21 protein-coding genes are annotated in these 24,305 nt (G+C 68.2%); 10 read left to right on the top strand and 11 right to left on the bottom strand.

Going from position 1 to position 24,305, the window contains the following annotated elements; all coding sequences use genetic code 11:
- Positions 1 to 13 precede the first annotated feature (13 nt).
- The 5 genes from BB334_RS04585 to amrB all read right to left on the bottom strand — a co-directional run bounded on the left by BB334_RS04585 (position 14) and on the right by amrB (position 7,214).
- The gene (locus BB334_RS04585) at positions 14 to 1,063 is read right to left on the bottom strand and encodes a GGDEF domain-containing protein (protein ID WP_198531177.1); all 1,050 of its coding nucleotides are present in this window, start codon (positions 1,061 to 1,063) and stop codon (positions 14 to 16) included.
- An 18-nt stretch (positions 1,064 to 1,081) separates the two neighbouring features.
- On the bottom strand, positions 1,082 to 4,519 hold the full coding sequence (gene mfd / locus BB334_RS04580) for a transcription-repair coupling factor (RefSeq protein WP_068804947.1): 3,438 nt from the start codon (positions 4,517 to 4,519) through the stop codon (positions 1,082 to 1,084).
- 238 nt (positions 4,520 to 4,757) lie between these two features.
- A complete protein-coding gene (gene amrS, locus BB334_RS04575; protein ID WP_068804944.1) occupies positions 4,758 to 5,840 on the bottom strand; it encodes an AmmeMemoRadiSam system radical SAM enzyme in 1,083 nt (360 codons plus the stop codon).
- Positions 5,837 to 6,409, bottom strand: coding sequence for an AmmeMemoRadiSam system protein A (amrA, locus tag BB334_RS04570; RefSeq protein ID WP_068804941.1), 573 nt, complete (start codon positions 6,407 to 6,409; stop codon positions 5,837 to 5,839). The genes amrS and amrA overlap by 4 nt, the downstream gene beginning before the upstream one ends.
- On the bottom strand, positions 6,390 to 7,214 hold the full coding sequence (gene amrB, locus BB334_RS04565) for an AmmeMemoRadiSam system protein B (RefSeq protein WP_068806118.1): 825 nt from the start codon (positions 7,212 to 7,214) through the stop codon (positions 6,390 to 6,392). The genes amrA and amrB overlap by 20 nt, the downstream gene beginning before the upstream one ends.
- Before the next feature lie 177 nt (positions 7,215 to 7,391).
- On the opposite strand from amrB, the gene ispD reads away from it, so the two are divergent.
- The 3 genes from ispD to thpR are packed head-to-tail and all read left to right on the top strand — an operon-like array spanning position 7,392 to position 9,217.
- Entirely contained in the window at positions 7,392 to 8,093 is a 702-nt protein-coding gene (gene ispD, locus BB334_RS04560) for a 2-C-methyl-D-erythritol 4-phosphate cytidylyltransferase (protein ID WP_068804938.1), read from the top strand.
- 4 nt (positions 8,094 to 8,097) lie between these two features.
- Positions 8,098 to 8,601 (top strand): 2-C-methyl-D-erythritol 2,4-cyclodiphosphate synthase, encoded by a 504-nt coding sequence (ispF, locus tag BB334_RS04555; protein ID WP_068804935.1) that lies wholly within the window; start codon positions 8,098 to 8,100, stop codon positions 8,599 to 8,601.
- Positions 8,594 to 9,217: an RNA 2',3'-cyclic phosphodiesterase gene (gene thpR / locus BB334_RS04550; protein WP_068804932.1), complete on the top strand. Its 624-nt coding sequence runs from the start codon at positions 8,594 to 8,596 to the stop codon at positions 9,215 to 9,217. The genes ispF and thpR overlap by 8 nt, the downstream gene beginning before the upstream one ends.
- Positions 9,218 to 9,288: 71 nt before the next feature.
- On the opposite strand, the gene BB334_RS04545 is transcribed toward thpR, so the two are convergent.
- The 3 genes from BB334_RS04545 to BB334_RS04535 all read right to left on the bottom strand — a co-directional run bounded on the left by BB334_RS04545 (position 9,289) and on the right by BB334_RS04535 (position 11,091).
- Complete coding sequence (locus BB334_RS04545) at positions 9,289 to 9,729, bottom strand: host attachment protein (protein WP_068804930.1); 441 nt, start codon at positions 9,727 to 9,729, stop codon at positions 9,289 to 9,291.
- A gap of 112 nt (positions 9,730 to 9,841) precedes the next feature.
- Positions 9,842 to 10,309 (bottom strand): flavodoxin family protein, encoded by a 468-nt coding sequence (locus tag BB334_RS04540; RefSeq protein WP_068804926.1) that lies wholly within the window; start codon positions 10,307 to 10,309, stop codon positions 9,842 to 9,844.
- Positions 10,306 to 11,091 carry a M90 family metallopeptidase gene (locus tag BB334_RS04535; RefSeq protein ID WP_068804923.1) on the bottom strand — a complete coding sequence of 262 codons (786 nt, stop codon included), beginning with the start codon at positions 11,089 to 11,091 and terminating at the stop codon, positions 10,306 to 10,308. Before BB334_RS04535 ends, BB334_RS04540 begins: the two co-directional genes overlap by 4 nt.
- Before the next feature lie 239 nt (positions 11,092 to 11,330).
- On the opposite strand from BB334_RS04535, the gene rfbC reads away from it, so the two are divergent.
- The 3 genes from rfbC to BB334_RS04520 are packed head-to-tail and all read left to right on the top strand — an operon-like array spanning position 11,331 to position 15,244.
- Complete coding sequence (rfbC, locus tag BB334_RS04530; RefSeq protein WP_068804920.1) at positions 11,331 to 11,912, top strand: dTDP-4-dehydrorhamnose 3,5-epimerase; 582 nt, start codon at positions 11,331 to 11,333, stop codon at positions 11,910 to 11,912.
- Positions 11,913 to 11,919: 7 nt separating this feature from the next.
- Positions 11,920 to 12,987: a dTDP-glucose 4,6-dehydratase gene (gene rfbB / locus BB334_RS04525; RefSeq protein ID WP_068804918.1), complete on the top strand. Its 1,068-nt coding sequence runs from the start codon at positions 11,920 to 11,922 to the stop codon at positions 12,985 to 12,987.
- A 49-nt stretch (positions 12,988 to 13,036) separates the two neighbouring features.
- Positions 13,037 to 15,244 carry a RelA/SpoT family protein gene (locus tag BB334_RS04520; protein WP_068804915.1) on the top strand — a complete coding sequence of 736 codons (2,208 nt, stop codon included), beginning with the start codon at positions 13,037 to 13,039 and terminating at the stop codon, positions 15,242 to 15,244.
- Between the two features lie 24 nt (positions 15,245 to 15,268).
- Here the strand turns inward: BB334_RS04520 and wecB are convergent, their stop codons facing one another.
- Both wecB and ppk1 read right to left on the bottom strand, forming a co-directional pair.
- Positions 15,269 to 16,378 (bottom strand): non-hydrolyzing UDP-N-acetylglucosamine 2-epimerase, encoded by a 1,110-nt coding sequence (wecB, locus tag BB334_RS04515; protein ID WP_068804913.1) that lies wholly within the window; start codon positions 16,376 to 16,378, stop codon positions 15,269 to 15,271.
- A gap of 76 nt (positions 16,379 to 16,454) precedes the next feature.
- Positions 16,455 to 18,536 carry a polyphosphate kinase 1 gene (gene ppk1 / locus BB334_RS04510; protein WP_068804910.1) on the bottom strand — a complete coding sequence of 694 codons (2,082 nt, stop codon included), beginning with the start codon at positions 18,534 to 18,536 and terminating at the stop codon, positions 16,455 to 16,457.
- 152 nt (positions 18,537 to 18,688) lie between these two features.
- Here ppk1 and ppx point away from each other — a divergent pair, with 152 nt between their 5' ends.
- From ppx to BB334_RS04490, 4 genes are all read left to right on the top strand, one after another.
- The gene (ppx, locus tag BB334_RS04505; protein WP_068804907.1) at positions 18,689 to 20,191 is read left to right on the top strand and encodes an exopolyphosphatase; all 1,503 of its coding nucleotides are present in this window, start codon (positions 18,689 to 18,691) and stop codon (positions 20,189 to 20,191) included.
- Between the two features lie 144 nt (positions 20,192 to 20,335).
- A complete protein-coding gene (locus BB334_RS04500) occupies positions 20,336 to 21,988 on the top strand; it encodes an acyl-CoA synthetase (RefSeq protein WP_068804904.1) in 1,653 nt (550 codons plus the stop codon).
- A gap of 94 nt (positions 21,989 to 22,082) precedes the next feature.
- Positions 22,083 to 22,883 (top strand): enoyl-CoA hydratase, encoded by an 801-nt coding sequence (locus BB334_RS04495; RefSeq protein WP_068804901.1) that lies wholly within the window; start codon positions 22,083 to 22,085, stop codon positions 22,881 to 22,883.
- Positions 22,884 to 22,896: 13 nt separating this feature from the next.
- Complete coding sequence (locus BB334_RS04490; protein ID WP_068804898.1) at positions 22,897 to 23,685, top strand: TatD family hydrolase; 789 nt, start codon at positions 22,897 to 22,899, stop codon at positions 23,683 to 23,685.
- On the opposite strand, the gene BB334_RS04485 is transcribed toward BB334_RS04490, so the two are convergent.
- Entirely contained in the window at positions 23,658 to 24,269 is a 612-nt protein-coding gene (locus BB334_RS04485) for a TetR/AcrR family transcriptional regulator (protein WP_068804893.1), read from the bottom strand. The genes BB334_RS04490 and BB334_RS04485 overlap by 28 nt on opposite strands.
- Positions 24,270 to 24,305: the final 36 nt, after the last annotated feature.

Below are 24,305 nucleotides of genomic sequence, written 5' to 3'. Positions count from 1 at the left end.
TCGGCGGCGTGATTCATCGATCCGGCTGCGCGAGGCCATCGCGGCGGGTGGCGAGCACGGTGCAGTTGCGGCCGGCGCGCTTGGCGGCGTACAGCGCCTCGTCGGCACGGAGGAAGAGGTCGGCGACCGAGATCGCTGCCTCGCCGGGCTGCCAGCTCGCAGCGCCGAAGGACGCGCTCAGCTGTACCGGCCCGGGCGCGCTCGGGATCGCTACGGCGGCCACCGCCTGCCGCAGGCGTTCGGCGATGCCGAACGCGGTGTCGCCGCCGGCGTCCGGCATCAGCAGGGCGAATTCCTCGCCGCCGTAGCGTCCGAGCAGGTCGCCCGGGCGGGTCGCACCTGCGAGCGCTTCTGCGAACTTCCGCAGCGCCTGATCGCCAAATGCGTGTCCGTGCGTATCGTTGAGCTGCTTGAAATGGTCGATGTCGCACATCAACAGCGTGACCGGGCGCGCCTCGCGTTGGCAGCGCTCGAGCTGGCGGGCGAACTGCTCGTCGATCCAGCGCCGGTTGAAGACGCCGGTGAGCGCGTCGCGCCGGATCTCGTGTTCGAGGTCACGACAGATGTGGTGGCTGCGGATCAGCGCACTGTTTACCGAGCGCAACCGGCCGCTGAGTACCTGCATCAGGTTGAACGCGAGCAGCGGTTCGACCCGCATCATCGGCCATAGGTCGCGGCTGGCGATGGACAGCAGGCGACAGTCGGCGACTGCGATGACGGTGGCGGAACTGCCCGTGCGGTCGATCAGCGACATCTCGCCGAAGCACTGGCCGGGGCCGAGCGCCAGCAGGTGGCCGAGCAGTTCGTCCTCGAGCTGGACGGTGAGGGCGCCCTCGAGCACCACGAAGAGGCGATCGTTGGCGCAGCCGGGCGCGAGCAGGACGCTGCCCGCGGGGTGCGCCTGGATCACCGCGCCGGAGAGGAAGCCGTAGACGATCTGCTCCATCTCGAGCGGCGGGATCCCGCGGAACAGCTCGGCGCCGGCGAGGAGGGCGATATCGCTCTCGCGCAAGGCCTGCATGCTGCGCCCGGCCGGCGGGTCGGTCTGGATGGCGACGCTCATGTCGGAACTGGCTTCCATTCAGGCGGAGACGGCGTCGAGCAGATCCTTGACCGCCTTCGCACGCTGGCGCAGGTCGGGCAGCTGGATGCGGCGGATGAGTCGGTCGGGACCGGCCATCCTCGTGTTGCGGTCCTTCTGCATGAGGAAGATCACCTTCGCCGGATCGATCGACGGATCGGGGCCGAACTGCACGCTGATCTGGCTTTCCGAGGCGTCGAGCTTCTGCACGCCCCACGGCCGCACCAACAGGCGCAGGCGGTGAGTCTCGATGAGCGCCTGGGTCTGAGGCGGCATCTCGCCGAAGCGGTCGATGAGCTCCTCCTGCAGCGCGCGCAGTTCGTCCTCGGCTTCGCAGTTGGCGAGCCGCTTGTAGAGGGTGAGGCGCTCGCCGACGTCGGGGCAGTAGGTGGTGGGCAGCAGCGCAGGGGTGTGCAGGTTGATCTCGGACACGACCTCGAGCGGCTGGCTCAGGTCAGGCTCCTTGCCCGCCTGCAAGTCCTTCACCGCGCGCTTGAGCATCTCGGTGTACAGGCTGAAGCCGACCTGCTGGATCTCGCCGGACTGGTTCTCGCCGAGCACCTCGCCGGCGCCACGAATCTCGAGGTCGTGCATCGCGAGGTAAAAGCCGGAGCCGAGCTCCTCCATCATCGCGATCGCCTCGAGGCGCTTGCGCGCCTGTGGCGTCGGCCGCGCCTCGGCGTCGGTCAGCAGGTAGGCGTAGGCCTGGTGGTGGCTGCGCCCGACGCGGCCGCGAAGCTGGTGCAGCTGCGCGAGGCCGAAGCGGTCGGCGCGGTTGATGATGATGGTGTTGGCAGTGGGAATGTCGATGCCGGTCTCGATGATCGTGGTGCACAAGAGCAGATTGGCGCGCTGCTGCGTGAAGTCGCGCATCACGCGTTCAAGCTCGCGCTCGGGCAGCTGGCCGTGACCGATCACGATGCGGGCCTCGGGCAGCAGCTCGGCGAGCGTGTCGCGCATGTTCTCGATCGTGTCGACCTCATTGTGGAGGAAATACACCTGGCCGCCGCGCTTGAACTCGCGCAGCACCGCCTCGCGCACGATGCCCTTGCCGTAGGACTGGACGAAGGTCTTGATCGCCAGCCGCTTCTGCGGCGCGGTGGCGATCACCGAGAACTCGCGCAGGCCCTCCATCGCCAGGCCGAGGGTGCGCGGGATCGGAGTCGCGGTGAGGGTCAGGATGTCGACCTCGCTGCGCAGCGCTTTCAGCGCTTCCTTCTGGCGCACGCCGAAGCGGTGCTCCTCGTCGATGACGACGAGCCCGAGGCGCTTGAACTGCACGTCCTTCTGCAGCAGGCGGTGGGTGCCGATGAGGATGTCGACCTTGCCCTCGGCGAGCAGGCGGATCGCCTCGGCCTGCTCCTTGGCCGATTTGAAGCGCGACAGCTCGGCGACCTTGATCGGCCAGTCGGCGAAGCGGTCGGCGAAAGTCTGGTAGTGCTGCTCGGCGAGCAGCGTGGTCGGGCACAGCACCACCACCTGCTTGCCGTCCGCGACCGCGACGAAGGCGGCGCGCAGCGCGACCTCGGTCTTGCCGAAACCGACGTCGCCGCACACCAGGCGATCCATCGGGCGGCCCGACTTCATGTCGGCGACAACGGCGTCGATCGCCGCCTGCTGGTCGGGGGTGGTCTCGAAACCGAAGGCCTCGGCGAAGGCTTCGAGGTCGTGCTGCTTGAAGTCGAAGCGATGGCCGGCGCGCGCCGCGCGCTGGGCGTAGAGCGCGAGCAGCTCGGCGGCGGTGTCGCGCACCTGCATCGCCGCCTTCTTCTTCGCCTTTTCCCACTGGCCGGAGCCGAGGCGGTGAAGGTCGACCGCTTCCGGGTCGGCACCGGCGTAGCGCGTGATCACGTGCAGCTGCGACACCGGCACGTAGAGCTTGTCGCCGCCGTTGTATTCCAAGTGCAGGAACTCGGTGTCGCCTTCGCCGAGGTTCATATGCACCAGGCCAAGGTAGCGGCCGATGCCGTGCGAGATATGCACCACCGGGTCGCCGATCTTCAGCTCGGAGAGGTCGCGCAGCCAGCCTTCCATGGTGGCGGCCTTGCGCGCGTCGCGCCGGCTGCGGGTGCGGGCGGTGGTGGCGTAGAGCTCGGTTTCGGTGACGACCGCGATCGCCGCGTCCGGCAGCACGAAGCCCGAGGCGAGCGGACCGACGCCGAGCGCGAGCGGCGCGTCGCCGTCGACGAAGGCGTCGAAGTCGGCGCTCGCCGCCGGCTGCAGGCCATACTCGGCGAGGAACTCGGCGATCGTCTCGCGCCGGCCGGCGGAGTCGGCCAGCAGCAGTACGCGGCCATCGAAGCCGGTGCAGAAATCCTTGAGCTTGTGCAGCGGGTCGGTGGCCTTGCGCTCGACGGCGAGCGCGGGCAGCGGCAGAGCGGGGCCGCCCTCCGTACCGGCGCCGAGCAGGAGACGCGGGTGCTCCTTGAGGGCGAGGAAGAAGGCTTCCTCGGTCAGGAACAGCGCATCGGGTGCCATCACCGGGCGGCTGCGGTCGCCCTTGAGCAGGTCGTGGCGGGAGCGGGTGTCGCGCCAGAACTCGGTGATCGCCGTCGGCACGTCGTGGTGCAGCAGCACCGGCGTGCCTGCCGGGAGGTAGTCGCCGAGGGTGGCGGTGTCCTCGAAGAACAGCGGCAGGTAGTACTCGATGCCGGCCGGGGCGATGCCGTTGGACACATCCTTGTAGATCGTCGAGCGGCTCGGATCGCCCTCGAAGGTTTCGCGGAAGCGGCTGCGGAAGCGCACCCGGGCCGGCTCGTCGAGCGGAAACTCGCGCGCCGGGAGCATGCGGATCTCGGGCACCGGATAGACCGTGCGCTGGGTGTCGGGATCGAAGGTCTTGATGCTTTCGATCTCTTCGTCGAACAGGTCGACCCGGTAGGGCAGCGGCGCACCCATCGGGAAGAGGTCGAGCAGGCCGCCGCGCACCGAGAACTCGCCCGGACTCACCACCTGGGTGACATGGTTGTAGCCTGCCACCGTCATCTGCTCGCGCAGCCGGTCGAGGTCGAGACGATCGCCCTGCTTGAGGAAGAAAGTGTAGGCGGCGAGGAAGGCGGGCGGCGCGAGCCGGTAGAGCGCGGTTGAGGCCGGCACCAGCAGGACGTCGACCTCGCCGCGACTGACCGCATACAGGGTCGACAGGCGCTCGGAGATGAGGTCCTGGTGGGGCGAGAAGTTGTCGTAGGGCAGGGTCTCCCAGTCCGGCAGCAGGTGCAGGCGCAGCCCCGCGGCGACCCAGGCCAGCTCCTCGCGCAGGCGCTGAGCGTCGAGCGGGTTGGCGGTGATCACCAACAGCATCTGCCCGCGACCCGCCAGTTCGGCGATCGCCAGCGCGTCCGCCGAGCCGGCGAGCGGAGGCAGTTCGAGGCGGACGCCCGGTTTGGGCAGTTTCAGGGCGGCGAGATCGGGCAGCAGGGCGGGGCGGGAGCGGGGCATCGGAAGCGTCAATAGCGCGGCTGGCTCGATTACCGGCTGCGCGCGTGGGCGGAAAGAGGACGAATTATAGCGACCGGCCACCGCCGCCGCGCGGCGATTGCAGCGCACGGCCCCACGGGTTTCTGTAGGAGCGCAGCCCTCTGCGCGATCGACGGTGAAGGCGCCCGCGATTAAGACCGCGATCGCCCTGATGTCGGGCGCCTACGGTGCCTTCGTGACGGGCGCCGGCGCCAGCCCGTCAGGCGCCGCGGTGGATTGCCACCGGAATGCGGCGCGCGCCGAAGGGCTCGCCATGCTCGCCATACTCGCCGAAGCGACCGGCGAGCAGCTTGCCGCAGCCCGGGCAGGCGCCTTTGGGGTCGAGGCGGTAGTCGCGGATCTCGTACCAGTCGCGCACGATCAACCTGGCCCCGCAGCCCGGGCAGGACGTGGTGTCACCCTCCACGTTGTGCACGTTGCCGGTATAGACATGCTGCAGCCCGGCCTCGAGTGCGAGGCGACGAGCCCGCACCAGCGTCGCGGGCGGCGTGGACGGCACTTCGTTCATCTTGAAGTCGGGGTGGAAGGCGGAGAAGTGCAGCGGCACGTCGGCGCCGAGCTCGTTGCGCACCCAGGCGGCGAGGGCGGCGATCTCGGCGTCGGAATCGTTGTGGCCGGGGATCAGCAGGGTGGTCAGCTCGACCCAGACGTCGGTCTCGTGGCGCAGCCAGATCAGGGTGTCGAGCACCGGCTGAAGATGGCCGCCGCACAGCTTGACGTAGAAGTCGTCGGTGAATGCCTTGAGGTCGACGTTTGCGGCGTCCATCTTCGCAAAGAAGTCGCCCCGGGCGAGCTCGGTGATGTAGCCGGCGGTGACCGCGACCGTTTTCAGCCCGCGCGCATGGCAGGCGTCGGCCACGTCCATCGCGTACTCGGCGAAGATCACCGGGTCGTTGTAGGTGAAGGCGACGCTGCGGCAGCCATGGCGGGCGGCGGTGGCCGCGATCTCCTCGGGCAAGGCCGCGTCCATCAGGCTGTCCATCTCGCGAGACTTGGAGATGTCCCAGTTCTGGCAGAACTTGCAGGCGAGATTGCAGCCGGCGGTGCCGAAGGAAAAGACGCTGCTACCCGGGTAGAAGTGGTAAAGGGGCTTTTTCTCGATCGGGTCGATGCAGAAGCCCGAGCTGCGGCCGTAGGTGGTCAGCACGACCTGCCCGCCCTCGCGCATGCGCACGAAACAGGCGCCGCGCTGCGCGTCGTGCAGCTTGCAGTAGCGCGGGCAGAGGTCGCACTGCAGACGGCCGTCGTCGAGCGCGTGCCAGTAGCGTCCGGGATGGTTCATTCCACCTCCTCGGGGTTTTCGTCCCACTTTTCAACGGTGTAACGTGCCGCCATCAGGCCGGCGGCCGGCCGCGCGGGGTCGAGCCCGGCCTTGCGCTTGAGGGCGGCGAGGAACTGCGCCGGCTCGGGCAGCTGTTCCCACACCTGAGGCAGGAAGGTGGCGCCGCCGCAGCCGGAAAAGAGGGTCAGACCGTCCACCCCGGGGCGCAGCTTGCCCAGCAGCTCGGCCTCGTCGGCGAAGTCGATGAACTCGGAGGGCGAAAGCAGCGAGACACCGATGTGAACGCGCCCGAACTCCGCGGCCGACAGCGGCGGGAAACGCGGGTCCTCGAGGGCCGCGGCGCGCGCGTTGGCGACCACGTCCTCGCCGAGCGTGCGATGCGGCTTCAGGCTGCCGATGCAGCCGCGCAGCTCGTCGTCGAGCGTCAGGGTCACGAAGGTGGCGCCGCGTGCGCGCAACGCGGGATCGTCGTCCCAGCGCGGCGCGGGCCCGAGGCCGAGGGCGTTGGCGATCGATGCCCGCGCCAGCGCGAGCAGCCGCACGCCTGCATCAGTGGGTGTTGCTGTCATCGCGGGCGTCCTCGCTGAAGGCGATGCTGGCGTAGCCGACGACGCTGCTGCGGTCGCCGGCGGTGTCGCCGGAGTTGCGCAGATCGAGCAGGATCGGCGCGAGATGGTGACGTCGGGCCAGGTGGAGCAGGCCGTTGATCGGCGTCGCGCCGCAGGCCTGCTCGTGGTCGAGGTCCGGGCGCAGCGCGAGCACCCGGTCTACGGTGACGCGGTCGAGCGCCTGGGCGGCGGCGTAGGGGTGATAGTGGGAGAGGTCGGAGCTGATCACGATCAGGGTTTCCGGCCCGCCCCACAGGCTCTCGAGGACCTCGGCCACCGCCTCGCTCGACGCGTTGCCGACGAGCAGCGGAACGAGCACGAAGCTCTCGACGACCGTCTGCAGGAAGGGCAGCTGTACTTCGAGGCAGTGCTCGAAGGCGTGGGGGGCGTCGTCGACCACCACGTCGCCGCGCGACTGCAGTGCCAGCCAGTCGGGGCGGCTCAGCAGCACCTCGCCCAGCGGGGTCCTGAAGCTCTGCGCCGCAGGCAGCGCGAAGCCGTCCACCCAGACGCGATGCGCGGGCCCGAGCAGGACCACGCGACGCACGATCGCGCGCAGCGGCGCGAGCGCGGCATAGGCCGCGGCCGCGACCGGGCCGGAATAGACGTAGCCCGCGTGGGGGACGATCACCGCCTTCGGTGCGCTGACCGTCTCCAGCGGCACCGAACTCGACAACATCCCGGCGAGCTGGGCGCGCAGCGCCTGTTCGTCGCGGGGGTAGAAATAGCCGGCCACCGCGGCCGGCCGGATCGAAGCAGTGGCCATCTCGACTGGTTCCGTGTTGCGCTTGAAAAAGTATAGGCGCCCGGCGGCGAATACGCTCGCGGGGAGACCGATCGACAGGCCGATGCCGATCGGTCTCGGCACGGGGGCTCGGTGGGGGACGGGTCGCGCGCGAAGGCGTCGTTCATGGCTGGGACGGGCTTCGGCTAGAATCCGCGCATGCAAGCTTCCCGACCCCGACATTTCGCGCTGGTTCCTGCCGCCGGCAGCGGTTCGCGCATGGGTGCCTCGCAGCCCAAGCAGTACCTGCCGCTGCTCGGCCGGCCGCTGATCCATCATGCGCTCGCCACGCTGTGCGCCGCGCCCGACATCGACGAGGTCTTCGTCGTGCTTTCGGTGGATGACGCCGAGTGGGCGCGCCACGACTGGGCGGCGCTCGGGCCGAAGCTGGTGCCGCTGTTCTGCGGCGGCGCGACCCGCGCCGACACCGTGCTCGGCGGCCTGCGCGCGATCGGCGCGAAGGTGGAGCCCGCCGACTGGGTACTGGTACATGACGCCGCACGTCCCTGTATCGCACCCTGGCACATCGATCGCCTGGTACGCGAGCTCGCCGACGACGAAGTCGGCGGTCTGCTCGCGGTGCCGGTGGCCGACACCCTGAAGCGCGCCGACGCCAATCGCCGGGTGGCGGGCACGGTCGCGCGCGAGGGGCTGTGGCAGGCACAGACGCCGCAGATGTTCCGCTACGTGATGCTGCGTCGCGCGCTCGAGTCGGCTAGCGCGGTGACCGACGAGGCCGGTGCGATCGAGGCCGCCGGTCTGCGTCCGCGCCTCGTGGCGGGCGACGCGACCAATCTCAAGGTGACCTATCCGCTCGACCTCCACCTCGCCGAGTGGATCCTCCGCAACCGACAGGGCTGAGCCAATGAGCATTCCCATGCACGACATCTCCTTCCGCATCGGGCAGGGTTTCGACGTCCACGCCCTCGTGCCCGGCCGCAAGCTGATCATCGGCGGGGTCGATATCCCGTACGTGGCCGGCCTGCTTGGCCATTCCGACGCCGATGTGCTGCTGCACGCGCTCACCGACGCCTTGCTCGGCGCCGCCGGGCTGGGCGACATCGGACGCCTGTTTCCCGACAGCGATCCTGCGCACGCCGGCGCGGACAGTCGAGTGCTGCTGCGCGAAGCCTTCGCCCGGGTGCGCGCCGCGGGCTGGCGGGTGATCAACGTCGACGCCACGGTCATCTGCCGTGCGCCGCGCATCCTGCCGCACGCCCCGGCGATGGTGTCGAACATCGCCGACGACCTCGCGATCGAGCCGGCGGCGGTCAACATCAAGGGCAAGACCACCGAGAAGCTCGGCTTCACCGGGCGGGGCGAGGGGATCGCCGCGCAGGTCGTGGCTCTGCTCGCGCGCGATGCCTGAGCCCGCTGCGCCGCGTCCTGCGCCGGCTGATCGCGCCCGCGTCTTCTTCGCCCTGTGGCCGGACACCCGCACCGCCGCGGCGCTGCACGAGATCGGTAGCGGACTGCACGCCGACTGCGGCGGCCGGCTGATGCGCGAGGCGAGCCTTCACCTGACGCTCGCCTTCCTCGGGGAGGTGCCGCGCGCGCGGGTGGACGAGTTGTTGGCGCTGGCGGGCAGGCTGCGCGCTGCGCCCTTCGGGCTGGCACTCACGCGCAGCGGCAGCTGGAAGGGCAACCGGGTGGTGTGGCTCGCGCCAGACGATACGCCGCCGGCGCTCGAAGCGCTCGTCGCCTCCCTGTCGCAGGCATTGCGCGCCGCAGGCTTCGGCCTCGAGGAGCGCCCCTTCTCCGCTCACCTCACGCTGGTGCGCAATGCGCGACAAGCACCGCAGCCGCTCACGCGCGAACTCGGCTGGCAGGTCGGGGATTTCGTGCTGGTGGAGTCCGGACGGCGTGCCGAAGGCGCGCAGTACCGGATCCTCGGGCGCTGGCCGCTGCGCGGCGGCGCAGCCGGGGAGGCGACGGACGGCGACGACGGCAGGGCGGGCCCTGGCACGGGCGACGCGGTTGCATGACAAGAAACGGGGCGCCTCGCGCCCCGTTGGTCAGCAGGGCCGCTTGTGGAGAAGCAGCGGCGGAAGCTGTTTCAGACGAAGACCGCCGATGACAGGTGACCGGCGAGCTCGCCGTCGGGCGTCTTGGTGTAATCCTTTTCGAAACGGTCGGTGACGAGTTGCGCGGTGGGCGCGTCGAGCACACCGTTGAGCATGCCCATGAAGGAGGGCGGCGCCACCAGCACGAGACGCTTGTAGGCATTGGTTGCGCGGCCCTGATATAGCTCCTGCGCGATCTCCTGTGCGAACACCTTCGCTTCGTGCTGCTTTGGCAGCGTCTGCGGCTGCATCGAGCCGCCGCCGGTGCCGTTGCCGGCCATCGCGCCAGATCGGTCGGAGACGAGTTCGCCGTTCTTCTGTCGGCTTTCGGGGTGGACCAGTTCCTTGACCAGCTTGAGGCCCTTGTTGGGGCCGGAGTTTTCATAGAGTTTCGCCAGGCTGGCGTTGGCAACCAGAATCCAGGTCATAGACATTTGACAGCCTCCGTTGCGTGCACTTTTTTGCGCCGGCCGCGGACAGTTGCGCGTCCGGCTGCGATTTCAGCTTAGCGATTTGCGCCGCGACTGCCAACCGTGATCGACGCCTTCAGAGGATGCCGATCGACAGCGCGGTGGCGAAGCCTTCGCCGAGCTCCTCGGCGCGGGCGAGATCTTCGGCCGCGATGCCCTTGCGGGCGATCAGCGCCTCGGCCGCCGGCTTCCATCCGTAGCCCTTCGCGATGCGCCCGATCTCGCGCACCGCGCCGCTGCCGTCGTTGCCGGCGCTGACGAAGACGGCGTAGGGCAGGCCTTCCAGACGGCCTTCGCAGGGGTAGTAGGTGCGGTCGAAGAAGTCCTTCAGCGCGCCCGACATGTAGCCGAAGTTCTCCGGCGTGCCGAGCAGCAGGGCGTCGCACGCGAGCAGGTCCTCGGTGCCGGCGTCGAAGGCGCGCTTGATCACCGTGTCCACCTCCGCCACCCGGCGCGCGCCGCGCAGCACCGCGTCGGCGAGCTGGCCGGTGTTGCCCGATTGGGTGTGATAGACGATCAGGAGACGCTTGCGCGCATCGGTCATTGCACCCGGGCCTCGCGGTCGAGCGCGCGTTCGCCGGCGGCGGGGTCGAGCTGGTAGAAGCGCGCGAGCTGTCCGTACACCTCGGGATAGCGGCCCTGCAGCGCGAGCGGGGTCTCGAAGAAGGCTTCCGAGGCGACCGCGAAGAACTCCCCCGGGTGCTCGGCGCCGTAGGGGTCGAGCACGGTGTCGCGGCCGGCATCCACCTCGGCGCAGAATGTCTCGTAGGCGGCGGTGAAGGCCGCCGCCCAGGCAGCACGCGACATACCGGGGGGCAGCGGCGGCAGGCCGTCGACGCCGCCGTTCTCCATGTCGAGCTTGTGCGCGAACTCGTGGATCACCACGTTGACGCCCTCGGGCGCATCCGCCTCGTCGAACCAGGACAGCAGCACCGGGCCGCCTTCCCAGGCCTCGCCGAGGACCTCGTCGTCGTATTCATGCACCACGCCGCTGTCGTCGACCTCCTGTCGCGGCACCACGAAATCGCCGGGGTAAACGATTACGCCGACCCAGCCGCGGTAGGCCTCGAGCCCGATGTTGAGCACCGGAAGGCAGGCCTGCAACGCGATGCCCAGCAGCATCTCGTCGTCGAGCCGGAGGCCGTGCGCGCCGTGGAACTGCTTGCTGGCGAGGAACTCGGCGGCCATCGTGCGCAGCCGCGGGCGGTCGGCGTCTGGCAGGAAGTCGAGGAAGGGCAGGCGGGCCTCGGCGCGGCGCCAGAGCGCGTCGTCGATCCCCTGCTCGGCCGCGGCGAGGCCGAGCCAGCGCTTGAGTTGCGTGAGCATGGGCAGCTAGGCCACCGCCGCGCGGGCGGCGCCGGCGCTTGCAAGCGCAGGCTTGCAGGGCCGGTCGTGGATGGAGGATTCAGGGCGTTTCATCAGGGGCGGGGCAGCGGCGATGGACGATCCGATGATCGCACAGGCCGCGGTTTGCCAGGAAGCTTGCCCGCGGGCTGCGCTTCTCCCGCGGGCGTGGTCGGTGGCAAGATGTCCTCCTTTCCCAATCCGTCGGGCCCGCACTCCCCATGAACGTTCTCCGCACCCGTCTGCCAGGCGTCCTGATCTTCGAGCCGCAGGTGTTCGGCGACGACCGCGGCTTCTTCATGGAAACCTTCAATGCCCAGCGCTACGCGGCGGCCGGTCTCGAGCTGCCGTTCGTGCAGGACAATCTCTCGCGTTCGCGGCGCGGGGTGTTGCGCGGACTGCACTTCCAGAATCCTGACGCCCAGGGCAAGCTCGTCTATGTGCTCGAAGGCGAAGTGTTCGACGTCGCGGTGGACATCCGCGTTGGTTCACCGACCTACGGCCAATGGGAAGCGGTCGTGCTGTCGGACGCCAACCGCCGCCAGCTGTGGGTCCCGCCAGGTTTCGCACACGGCTTCTGCGTGACCAGCGAGAGTGCGCTGTTCGCCTACAAGTGCACCGCGCTCTACAATCCCGCGGCGGAGGCCAGCGTGGCGTGGAACGATCCGGCGCTCGCCATCCCGTGGCCGGTCGAGGCGCCCGAGCTTTCTGCGCGCGACGCCGTGGCGCCGTGTCTGGCCGAGTTCGCGCGCGAGCGCCTGCCGCGCTACGACGCCGAAGACCCATCGCCATCCCGTTCGTGAGGACGCCATGAGCAAGACCATCCTCGTCACCGGCGGCGCCGGTTTCATCGGTTCGGCGCTGGTGCGCCACCTCATCGGCGAGACCGCGCATCGCGTGGTGAACGTCGACTGTCTGACCTATGCGGGCAACCTGTATTCGGTTGCGGCGGTCGCCGCCGATCCGCGCTACGCCTTCGAGAAGGTCGACATCCGCGACGCCGACGCGCTGCAGCGGGTCTTCGAGCGCCACCGTCCCGACGGCGTGATCCACCTCGCCGCGGAGAGCCATGTCGACCGCTCGATCGACGGCCCGCGGGTGTTCGTCGAGACCAACGTGCTCGGCACCTACAACCTCCTCGAGGCCGCGCGCCGGCACTGGCGCGAACTCGACGAGCAGGACCGGCGGGACTTCCGCTTTCATCACGTGTCGACCGACGAGGTGTATGGCAGCCTCGGCGAGACCGGCCTGTTCACCGAGGAGACCCGCTACCGGCCGAATTCCCCGTACTCGGCGAGCAAGGCCGCCTCCGACCACCTGGTGCGAGCGTGGCACCATACCTACGGCCTGCCGATCCTCGTCACCAACTGCTCGAACAACTACGGCCCCTACCATTTCCCCGAGAAGCTCATCCCGCTCATGATCCTCAACGCGCTCGAGGGCAAGCCGCTGCCGGTGTATGGCAGCGGCCAGCAGGTGCGCGACTGGCTCTACGTCGAGGATCACGCGCGCGCGCTGACCCTGGTGTTCGAACAGGGCAGGGTGGGCGAGGAGTACAACATCGGCGGCCACAACGAGCGACGCAACGTCGAGGTGGTGCATCAGATCTGCGAACTGCTCGAGGCGCTCGCACCGATCAAGCGGCCGGCGGGCATCGACCACTATCGCGACCTGATCACCTACGTCGACGACCGTCCCGGCCACGATCTGCGCTACGCGATCGACGCCGGCAAGATCCAGCGCGAACTCGGATGGGTGCCGCAGGAAAGTTTCGACAGCGGCCTGCGCAAGACGGTGCAGTGGTACCTCGATCACGAGGAGTGGTGGCGCAGCGTGCGCGACGGCAGCTATCGCGGCGAGCGCCTCGGGCTGGGTTGAGTCGTCGCGCCCGCGGCCGCCACCTGGCGCTTGTGGGATAATCCGCGTCATGGTTTCCGTCACGCATGCCGTTTCCCCCACCGACGCCGCGGCGTCGATCGAGTTGCTCGCAGAAGGTCTCGGCGAGGTCGATCGCAGCCTCGTAGAACAGGCTCTCACCTATGCGGAGAGCATCTATGACGAGCGCCGCCTGAGCACCGGCGAGTCGGTGCGCACGCATGCCCTGGGCGCAGCGCTGATCGTCGCCTCGCTGCGGCTCGACGCCGAGGCGCGTGCCGCCGCCCTGCTGTTCGCGGTGGGCGACTACGATGAGGACTACGCCAGCGCGCTGGAGCAGCGCTTCGGCGCGGGCGTGATACGGCTGGTCGATGGTTTGCGCCGGCTGAACGGGCTGCGCCTCATCACCCACCGCACCGCCAATGCGGCGACGCCCGAGATCCGCGCCCAGCTCGAAGTGCTGCGCAAGATGCTGCTGGCGATGGTCGAGGACATCCGGGTCGTCCTGCTGCGCCTGGCCTCGCGCACCCAGACCCTGCGCCACCTCACCAATGTCGAGCACGAGGCACGCGTCGAGATCGCGCGCGAGAGCCTGGACATTTACGCGCCGCTGGCCAACCGGCTCGGCGTGTGGCAGCTCAAGTGGGAGCTCGAGGATCTCTCCTTCCGGTTCATCGAGCCCGACACCTACAAGCGCATCGCGAAAATGCTCGACGAGCGCAGGGTCGAGCGCGAGCAGTTCATCCACGACGCGATGGCGAGGCTGCGCAGCGAGCTCGCCGCGGTCGGCATCGAGGCCGAGATCACCGGCCGGCCCAAGCACATCTACAGCATCTACAGCAAGATGCGGAAGAAGCGGCTGGATTTCTCGCAGGTCTTCGACATCCGCGCGCTTCGGGTGCTGGTGAAGGAGATCAGGGACTGCTACACGGTGCTTGGCGTGGTGCACCAGATCTGGCAGCCGATCCCGCAGGAGTTCGACGACTACATCACCAAGCCCAAGGGCAACAACTACCAGTCGCTGCACACCGCGGTGCTGGCGGGCGACGGCCGCGCGCTCGAAGTGCAGATCCGCACCTTCGACATGCACAGGCACGCCGAACTGGGCGTGGCCGCCCACTGGCGCTACAAGGAAGGTGCGAGCCGCGGCGGCGACTATGACGAAAAGATCGCGCTGCTGCGAAATCTGCTGTCGTGGCGTGACGAGGTTGCCGACTCGGCGCATTGGCTCGAGCAGTACAAGCGCGCCTCGCTCGACGACACCATCTACGTGCTGACCCCGCAGGGCCGGGTGATCGACCTCGCGCGTGGCGCCACCCCGGTGGACTTCGCCTACCGGGTGCACTCCAGTCTCGGCCACCGCTGCCGAGGGGCGAAGATCGATGGCCACCTGGTGCCGCTGAACACGCCGCTCGAGAGCGGGCAAACGGTGGAGATCGTCACCGTGCGCGAAGGCGGGCCTTCGCGCGACTGGCTCGACCCGCGCCAGGGCTATGTCGCCACTGCGCGCGCGCGCAGCAAGATCAAGAGCTACTTTGCCCAGCAGGACGAAGAGGACCTGCTCGCCCGCGGCCGCAGCTTTGTCACCAAGGAGATGCAGCGCGACGGCCACGGCCAGGCAAACATCGAGGGCCTCGCGGACAGGCTCGGCTTCAAGAACGCCGACGCGCTCTTTCTCGCCGCCGGGCGCGGCGAGGTGGGGCCACGCGCGGTGCAGGTGGCGTTGCGCGCAGCCGACGCGGTGGCCGCGCCGACACCGCCCGAACCCGATAGCATCGTCGTCGGCCGCAGCCGCTCGGGCGACAACACCGACAAGATCCTGGTCGCTGGCGTGGGCAAGCTGATGACCGCGCTATCGCGCTGCTGCAAGCCGGCGCCGCCGGATGCGATCGAGGGCTTCGTCACCCGCGGGCGGGGCATCTCGATCCACCGGGTGGACTGCCCCGACTTCAAGGAACTGGTGCGCCAGCATCCGGAGCGGGTGATCGCCGCCGAGTGGGGCGAGGAGGCCTTCGCCAGCAAGGGCGGGCTCTACCAGGTCTCGATCGAGGTGCAGGCGGGCGATCGCCAGGGGCTGTTGCGCGACATTTCCGACGTGCTCTCGCGCGAGAAGATCAACGTCATCGCGGTGAATACGCTCACCAAGAAGGGCACCGCCTCGATGCGCTTCACCCTCGAGGTGGGCAGCGTGGGGGAAATGCGACGCGCGATGCAGATGATCCGCGAAGTGTCCGGGGTGAACGAGGTGCAGCGGCGCTGAGCCGCTGCCTTCGACGGCTTCGGCTCAGGCCGTGGCGAGCGCGCGATCGAGCAGCTCGACGATGCGCTCGGCCGCACGGCCGTCCCACAACGCCGGCCGGCGGCCGGACTTGCCCTTGCCACCGAGGATCGCGCGCGCTTCGCGCACGATCGCCGCGGGGTCGGTACCGACCAGCACGTTCGTGCCTTCGTCCACCGTGATCGGCCGTTCGGTGTTCCTGCGCAGGGTCAGGCAGGGCACGCCGAGTGCGGTCGACTCTTCCTGCAGGCCGCCGCTGTCGGTGAGGATCAAGACCGCGTCCTTCCACAGATTGAGGAAGTCCATGTAGGCCGCCGGCCCGATGAGGCGAATCCGCGGCCCGGGCGTGATGCCGAAGCGTTCGAGGTTGGCACGGGTGCGCGGATGGACCGGGAACACGAGAGGAAGATCTGCCGAGATCGTGTTCAACGCGTCGACGATGCCGGCCAGCACCTCGGGTTCGTCGACATTTGAAGGCCGGTGCAGGGTGACGATGCCGTAGCGCCCGAGCTCGGCTTTGAGCGCTGCCGACGGGAAGGATCCGCTGTCAGTGCCGCCGAGGCGCTCGCGCTGGAACAGCAGGTTGTCGACCATGACGTGGCCGACATGGAACACCGCCGCTTTCGGCTTTCCTTCGGCGAGCAGGTTGTCGACACCCGCAGGCTCCGTGCAGAAGAACCAGTCGCTGATGCTGTCGGTCACCAGGCGGTTGATCTCCTCGGGCATGTCGCGGTCGCCACTGCGCAGTCCGGCCTCGACGTGGGCCACCGGGATGTGCATCTTCTTGGCAACGATCGAGCAGGCCAGGGTCGAATTGACGTCGCCCACCACGAGCACGCAATCGGGCCGTTCCTGCAGGCACACCTTCTCGAAGGCGACCATGATCTTCGCGGTCTGCTCGGCATGGCTGCCGCCGCCGCAGTCGAGGTGGTGGTCCGGTTGCGGAATTCCGAGCTCGTCGAAGAAGACCTCGCTCATCTCGCGATCGTAGTGCTGACCGGTGTGCACGATCCGGTAGGCGAATCGCTCGGGCTGGCGTTCGAGGGCGCGCACGATCGGCGCGATCTTCATGAAGTTGGGGCGGGCGCCGGCGACGAGATGGATCAGCTTGGGCATGGCGGGGGAAGGGCGGTGAATGAAGACACTCGCATTGTGCCCGAATTCGCTCGCCCCCCGTGCCCCGCGGCCGTGATCAAGTCCGCGCCGCGAGCTCGTTGAGCAGTATCAGCTGCGCCGCGCGCCGGGTGCCGCGCGGCGACTTGCGCTTGTAGCTCCCATCGGATTGCATCTCCCAGGCCTGACAGTTGTCGCCTAGATAGGCGCGCAGACCCTCCTTCATGACGCGACGCTTGAGGCGGGGGTCGAGCACCGGGAAGGCGATCTCGATCCGGCGGAAGAAGTTGCGGTCCATCCAGTCGGCACTCGAAAGATAAGTGTGGTCCTCGCCGTCGGCGTGGAAATAGAAGATGCGGTGATGCTCGAGGAAGCGGCCGATGACCGAGCGCACGCGGATGTTCTCCGACAGGCCGGGCACGCCGGGCCTCAGCGCGCACGGCCCGCGCACGATGAGGTCGACCTCGACGCCCGCCTGCGATGCTTCGTAGAGCGCCTCGATGGTTTCGGGCTCGAGCAGCGCGTTCATCTTGGCGATGACGCGGCCCTTGCGGCCCTGGGCGGCGATCTCCGCCTCGCGCCGGATCGCGGCGACCACGTTCGGCTGCAGCGAGAAGGGCGCCTGCCACAGGTGGCGCAGCTCAGAGGCGCGGCCGAGGCCGGTGAGCTGCTTGAAGACCGACGCGACGTCTTCGCCGATCTCGACGTTGCAGGTGAGCAGGCCGAAGTCGGTGTAGAAGCGGGTGGTGCGGGGATGGTAGTTGCCGGTACCCATGTGGACGTAGCGGCGCAGGCCTTCATCTTCGCGACGCACCACCATCAGCAGCTTGGCGTGGGTCTTGTAGCCGAACACGCCGTACACGACGTGCACCCCGACCTCCTCGAGTCGGTTGGCCCAGGTGATGTTCGCCTCCTCGTCGAAGCGCGCCATCAGTTCGAGCACGACGGTGACCTCCTTGCCCTTCTGCGCGGCGCGCAGCAGGTGCTCCATCAGCACCGAGTCGGTCCCGGTGCGATACACGGTCATCTTGATCGCGAGCACCTGGGGATCCTCGGCGGCCGCGCGCAGCAGCTCGATCACCGGAGCGAAGCTCTGGAAGGGGTGGTGGAGAAGAATGTCCTGGGCGCGGATGGCGCCGAAGATCTCGCGCCGGTGCTCGAGCGCGCGCGGCAGGCCGGGGGTGTAGGGACGGTACTGGAGATCGGCATGATCCACCCAGTCGAGCACCTGCATCAGGCGCACCAGGTTGACGATGCCCGGCGTGCGATAGAGGTCCTCGCGACCGAGGCGGAAGTGTTGCAGCAGGTAGTCGGCCATCTCGTCCGAGCAGTTGTCCGCCACCTCGAGGCGGACGGCGTCACCGAAATGACGTTGCTGCAACTCCCCCTTGAGGCTGACGCGGAGGTCCTTGACCTCTTCCTCGTCGACGAACAGGTCGGAGTTGCGGGTGACGCGAAACTGGTAGCAGCCGGTCACCTGCATGCCCGGGAAGAGCCGGTCCACATGCGCGTGCAGTACCGAGGACAGGAAGACGAAGCCGAATGGTTCCGGGCACAGGTCCTGCGGCAGGCGGATGACGCGCGGCAGCGCGCGCGGCGCCTGCACGATGGCGAAGCCCGAGTCGCGGCCGAAGGCGTCGCGCCCTTCGAGTTCGACCGCGAAGTTCAGGCTCTTGTTGAGTACGCGCGGAAAGGGGTGCGCAGGGTCGAGGCCGATCGGCGTGAGGACCGGCATCACCTCCCTCTCGAAGTAGCCGGCGATCCAGGCCTGCTGGGCGGCGGTCCATTCGCTGCGCCGCGGGAAGACGATGCCCTCGACGGCGAGCGCCGGGAGGATCTCGTCGTTGAGCAGCGCGTACTGCTCGCCGATGATCTCGTGCACCTCGGTGCTGACGCGGCCGAGCAGTTCGATCGGCGAAAGCCCGTCGTTGCCGGCGATGCGGCTGCCGGTGCGGATCTGCTCCTTGATGCCGGAAACGCGGACCTCGAAGAACTCGTCCAGATTGCTCGAGACGATGCAGAGGAAACGCAGCCGCTCGAGCAGGGGGACGTTCTCGTCGGCAGCCTGGGCGAGCACGCGGCGCTGGAACTTTAGCAGCGAGAGTTCTCGGTTGATGAAGTGCTCGGGAGGGTAGCGATTGCTGCTGTTCGGTGTGTACATGATGCGTCCGACGGATTGGGCCCGGCCCCGATTATGTGACATTTATATTGCCGCTTCATGACGAGCGCACGACCCCGGCCGGGCTTGGGGCCTGCTGCGGCTCGAGTGCTAAAATCGCCGTTTCGACGCCGTTGGCGTTCCAACAAGAGAACATGATGCGCGATCTGATTGCCGCGGTGGACCTGGGTTCAAACAGTTTTCGTCTCCAGGTCGGGCGGATCGTCAACGACCAGATCTACCCGCTCGACGGCCTCAAGGATCCGGTGCGACTGGCCGCGGGGCTGGGCCCCGACAAGCGGCTCGACATCGCTTCGCAACAGCGCGGGGTAAGCGCGCTGCGTCGTTTCAACGAGCGTCTACATGATTTTGCGCCCGAACGGGTTCGCGCGGTGGCGACCAACACCCTTCGCGTGGCGAAGAACGCCCCCGACTTCCTGATCCGCGCCGAGGAGGCGCTCGGCTTCCCGATCGAGGTCATCGCCGGCCGCGAGGAGGCGCGCCTGATCTACATCGGCGTCGCCCATTCGCTCGCCAACCCCCATCGCCAGCAGCTGGTGGTCGACATCGGAGGCGGCTCGACCGAGTTCATCGTCGGCAAGAGCTTCGAGCCGCAGCTGCTCGAATCGCGCTACATGGGTTGCGTCGGCTACACCATGCGCTTCTTCCCCGATGGGCGGATCGACAAGCGGAATCTGAAGGAGGCCGAGCTCACCGCCCGCCGTGAGCTGCAGAGCATCGTCGGCGACTATCGCGACGCGGGCTGGGAGGAGGCGATCGGCTCGAGCGGCACCGCCAAGGCGCTCGCCGAGGTGCTCGAGCAGAACGGGCTGACCGCCGGCGGCATCACCCGCGATGGGCTGGAGAAGCTGAGGGAACTTCTCCTGCGCGCGGGCAACGTAGACGAACTCAGGCTCGCCGGGTTGCGCGGCGACCGGTTGCCGATCTTCGCCGGCGGCTTCGCCATCATGAGTGCAATCTTCAAGGAGTTCGGCGTCGAGCAGATGAACTTCGCCGATGGCGCCTTGCGACTCGGTGTGCTCTACGACCTGCTCGGGCGCTACCACCACCACGATCTGCGCGACGCCACGGTGGAAGCCTTCGTCAATCGCTACCGGGTGAACCAGGTGCAGGCACAGCAGGTGGCGGAGACCGCCTGCCACCTGCTCGGACAGCTCGCGCCGGAGACGCGTGAAGAAGACAATCAGGACCAGCGCTTCCTGCGCTGGGCAGCGATGCTGCACGAGATCGGCGTGTCCGTGGCGCACTCGAGCTACCACAAGCACAGCGCCTACATCCTCGCGCACGCCGACATGCCGGGTTTTTCCCGCATGGATCAGGGCCGTCTCGCGCGTCTGGTGCTGTCGCACCGCGGCAAGCTGGAACGCGTCGCCGGCATCGATCCCGGCAGCATCGACTGGCTGCTGATCGCCTGCATGCGGATCGCGGTGGTGATCCATCGGGCGCGCGACAAGCGCGGCGTACCGCCGATCAAGCTCGCCCGCGAGGGCCGGGGGTTCGCGCTCGACGCTCCCGCCTCCTGGCTGCACAAGCTTCCGCTGACCGCGGCCGCGCTCGAAGAGGAGCGCCGCCAGTGGGCCTCGGTCGGCCGCGCCCTGTACGTACGCGTGACCGACACGCACGCGGCCGCCTCCTGAGTGCGCATGACCGGCCCCCGCCCCGCCCTGGCTGCGTGGCTCGCCGAACTCGATCGGAATCCCGGACGAAGATCGACTACCATCGAGCGCTGTCGGCAGGCTTCGGCCTTTCGTCCGACAGCCATCACTGGAGAGGGAGAAACCATGAGTGACACCAAGCCGTCGCCGTACGACCACGCGCTGGAAAAGAACCCGGCCAACTACGTCCCGCTGAGCCCGCTGACCTTCATCGAGCGCAGCGCCTACGTGTATCCCGACCGCGTCGCCGTCATCCACGGCGAGCGCCGCTACACCTGGCTCGAAAGCTACCGCCGCGCACGCCGGCTCGGCTCCGCACTGCGCCAGCTCGGCGTCGGCAAGAACGACACGGTCGCGGTGGTGCTGAACAACACCCCGGAAATGTTCGAGTGCCATTTCGGCGTGCCCGGCACGGGGGCGGTACTCAACACCCTCAACACCCGGCTCGATGCCGAGGCGGTGGCCTTCATGCTCAACCACGGCGAGGCGAAGGTGCTGATCACCGACCGCGAATACTCGCGCATGGTGAAGAAGGCGATCGAGCTCGCGCAGCGCCCCGATCTCATCGTCATCGACGTCGACGACAGCGAATACACCGGTCCGGGCGAGCGCGTCGGCACCATCGAGTACGAGGCTCTTCTTGCCGGCGGCAGCGAGGACTTCGTCTTCGAGCAGCCCGGCGACGAGTGGGACGCGATCTCGCTCAACTACACTTCGGGCACGACCGGCAACCCGAAGGGCGTGGTCTACCATCACCGCGGCGCCTACCTCAACGCGATGTCCAACATCGTCTCCTGGGGCATGCCGCCGCACTCGGTGTATCTGTGGACGCTGCCGATGTTCCACTGCAATGGTTGGTGTTTCGCGTGGACGATGGCGGCCAATGCCGGCGTCAACGTCTGCCTGCGCCGGGTCGATCCGCGGCTGATCTTCGATGCGATCCGCGACCATGGCGTCACCCATTACTGCAGCGCCCCGATCGTCCATTCGATGATGGCGAATTCGCCCGAGGAGTGGCGTCACGGCATCAACCACAAGGTCTCCGGCCTGATCGCCGCCGCGCCGCCCCCGGCTGCGGTGATCGAGGGCATGGCCAACATCGGCATCGACCTCACTCACGTCTATGGCCTCACCGAGACTTACGGTCCGGCCTCGGTATGCGCCAAGCACGACGAGTGGCAGGATCTGCCGCTCGCCGAGCAGGTCGTCCTCAATGGCCGCCAGGGCGTGCGCTACCACGCCCAGGAAGCGATCACCGTGCTCGACCCGGCGACCATGGAGCCTGTGCCCTGGGACGGCGAGACCATGGGCGAGATCATGTTCCGCGGCAACCTCGTGATGAAGGGCTACCTGAAGAACGAGAAGGCCACCGACGAGTCCTTCGCCGGCGGTTGGTACCACACCGGCGACCTCGCGGTGATGCAGCCCGACGGCTACGTCAAGATCAAGGATCGCTCCAAGGACGTCATCATTTCCGGCGGTGAGAACATCTCTTCGATCGAGGTTGAGGACACCCTCTACCGGCATCCGGCGGTGATGGCGGCGGCCGTGGTCGCGATGCCCGACGAGAAGTGGGGCGAGGTGCCCTGCGCGTTCGTCGAACTGCGGAGCGGGGCGGAAGTCACGACCGAAGACATCGTCGCCCACTGCCGCGAGCATCTGGCCGGCTTCAAGGTGCCGAAGAAGGTGGTGTTCGGCGAGTTGCCGAAGACCTCGACCGGCAAGATCCAGAAGTTCGTCCTGCGCGATCAGGCGAAGTCCGCGGGCGCCTTCGACTGAGGTCCGCGCCGGCGCCCGATGTCCGCCGGGGGTGGCGGGCACCGGGCGCCTATGAGTTCAATCCCCGATCCAGAATGAAAAGAGGAGTAGAGACGTGAGCGCTGTTCCAACCCCGGTCGACGAAGCCCTGGTCGTGCGAAGCGACGATGGCGGTGTGACGACCCTGACCCTGAACCGGCCCAGCCAGTTCAACACCTTGTCGTCTGAACTTATCGAGGCGCTTATCGCCGAACTCGACGCGATCGCGCAGGACGAGCGCGTCCGTGTCGTGGTGATCGCCGGCGCCGGCAAGGCTTTCTGCGCCGGACACGATCTCAAGCAGATGCGGGCCAACCATAACCTCGGCTACCAGCAGGCGTTGTTCCGCCTGTGCAGCAAGTTGATGATGAAGCTAACCGAGCTGCCGCAGCCGGTGATCGCGCGGGTGCACGGCATCGCCACCGCCGCCGGCTGCCAGCTGGTGTCGATGTGCGATCTCGCGGTCGCGGCCGACGTGGCGCGCTTTGCGGTGTCCGGCATCAACGTGGGCCTCTTCTGCGCCACCCCGAGCGTCGGCCTGTCGCGCAACATGGGGCGCAAGCAGGCCTTCGAGATGCTCGTCACCGGCGACTTCATCGACGCCGCGGAGGCCCAGCGCCGCGGCCTGCTCAATCGCGTGGTGCCGCTCGAGCAGCTCGACGACGAGGTCGCCCGCCTCGCGGGCGCGATCGTGGCGAAATCGGCGGTGGCGATCGGAGCCGGCAAGCAGATGTTCTACAAGCAGCTTGAGATGGGACTCGATGCCGCCTATCAGCTCGCCGGCGAAGTGATGGCGTGCAACATGATGAGCGAGGACGCCGCCGAAGGCATCGATGCCTTCATCGGCAAGCGTCCGCCGCAGTGGAAGGGGCGCTGAGCCCGGCCCTCCGGTGCTGGTAGACACCCACATCCACCTCGATGCCGCCGCGTTCGAGGCCGACCGCGACGCGGCCATCGCTGCCGCGCGCGCCGGCGGTGTCGGCGCGTTCGTGGTCCCCGCGGTCGAGGCTGCCAACTTCGATGCGGTGGCCCGGCTGGCGCGCGTCCATCGCGACGTCGCCCACGCCTATGGCATTCACCCGATGTATGTCGGCGGCGCGCGCGAGGAGGACCTCGAGCTCCTCGACGAGCGGCTCGCGGAAAGCGAGGTCGTCGCGGTCGGCGAGATTGGGCTCGATCATTTCGTCACCGACGTGGACCCGGCGCTGCAGGAGCGCTATTTCGTCGCCCAGTTGCGGCTGGCGCGCAAGCATGGGCTGCCCGTCATCCTGCATCTGCGACGCGCGCAGGACGCCATCCTCAAGCAGCTCAGGCGAATCGAGGTGCCCGGCGGGATCGCCCACTCCTTCAATGGCAGCCGGCAGCAGGCCGAAGCCTTCATCGCGCTCGGCTTCCGCCTCGGCTTCGGGGGCGCGATGACCTTCGAGGGCTCGAGCCGGATTCGCGGCCTCGCCGCAGCGCTGCCCCTCGAGGCGATCGTGCTCGAGACCGATGCGCCCGACATTCCCCCGGCCTGGGGCCAGGGGCGGCGTACCGAACCGGCCAACATCGGACGCTACGCGGAGCTGCTCGCCCGCCTGCGCGACATCACGGTGGATGAGGCGGTCGCCGCGACCACGTGCAACGCTCTCGCCGCGCTGCCGCGCCTGCGCTATGCCGCTGGGCTCGCCAGCGCATAGCGGGCGTTGCCCGAACGCGCGATGACGTCTGCGATGTCCTGCTTGAGCCGGGGGATGTCGGCCTCGAACTTGTCGTAGATCATCAGCGAAATGCCGAACACATAGGCATAGAGCAGCATGCAGCGACTGGAAGCCTCCTCCAGCGGCAAGCCGCAGGCGAGGAAAAGGTCGCGCGCGCACTTCAGGCGCACCTCGTCGACCTCGGCGACGATCGCCGCCGCCTGCGGGTCCCGTCGCGCCCAGTCGCGCACCGCAAGTTCGATCAGCATGCCGCGCCGGCTCCGGCTGGTGCTGTAGACGTCGATGACGTGGTAGATCTGTTCTAGCTCGCGACCGGGAACTGCGCGCGTCTGCTTTATGATGTCCTTGATGCGGCCCTCCTTCCACTCATCGAGCATGGCCACCAGGAGGTCGCGACGGTCCTGGAAATGCCAGTAAAAGCTGCCCTTGGTCACCTTGAGCCGCTTGGCCAGCACCTCCACCCGCAGGCCGGCGATACCCTCCTCGGCGAGGACCTCGATCGCGGCGCGCGTCCAGGCAGAGCGGTCGAGCTGTGTGCGGGGCTTTCTGGTGGTCGGTTCCATACGGTCTAGTATTGACGATTAGGCGTCCATACGCTA

The organism is Thauera phenolivorans (assembly GCF_001696715.1).
Classification (GTDB): domain Bacteria; phylum Pseudomonadota; class Gammaproteobacteria; order Burkholderiales; family Rhodocyclaceae; genus Thauera; species Thauera phenolivorans.
This window is presented reverse-complemented; position numbering and strand designations above follow the sequence as displayed.